Source organism: Streptomyces durhamensis (assembly GCF_000725475.1).
GTDB lineage: Bacteria > Actinomycetota > Actinomycetes > Streptomycetales > Streptomycetaceae > Streptomyces > Streptomyces filipinensis.
Map to the genome: position 1 here is coordinate 1 of NZ_JNXR01000122.1, position 413 is coordinate 413.

The following is a 413-nucleotide window of genomic DNA, read 5'->3' on the forward strand; positions in this document are numbered from 1 at the left end:
GGCCCCCGTTAGCGATACTCGCCACAGTTCGATCCCACGGGTTCGTTACCGGGTTTCTCAGGGTTTACCGGTACGGTCGACATGTGATTTCTGGCCCGCGCTCTCGCTCGGGGGTTCCCCTCGATGAGCAATCCGCACTTCCCACCGCACCCGGGGTTCCGTGGTGGGGCGCGGTGTTGCTCGCCGGTGGCCTGACGGTGTTGGGTGCGGTCCTCGCGCTCGCCGGTGACGAAACCAGTCTCGGGTTCGGATTCCGGGCCCTTTACGTGATCGGCTGCATCGCCGCAGTTCTCGCGGTACGCCGACGCGCGCTGTTCACCGCCGTCACACAACCCCCGCTCATCCTGTTCGTCGTCGCGGTGGTGACCCTCTACTTCCTGGTGTCCGACAGTGACTCCGGCGTCAAGCGACTG

Annotated in this window: 1 protein-coding gene; it reads left to right on the forward strand. The window is 65.4% G+C overall.

Annotated elements, in window-relative coordinates; genetic code table 11:
• Window positions 1-83: 83 nt before the first annotated feature.
• A partial coding sequence (locus tag IO33_RS45380) for a DUF6542 domain-containing protein (protein ID WP_037687474.1) occupies window positions 84-413 on the forward strand: 330 nt, incomplete at its 3' end.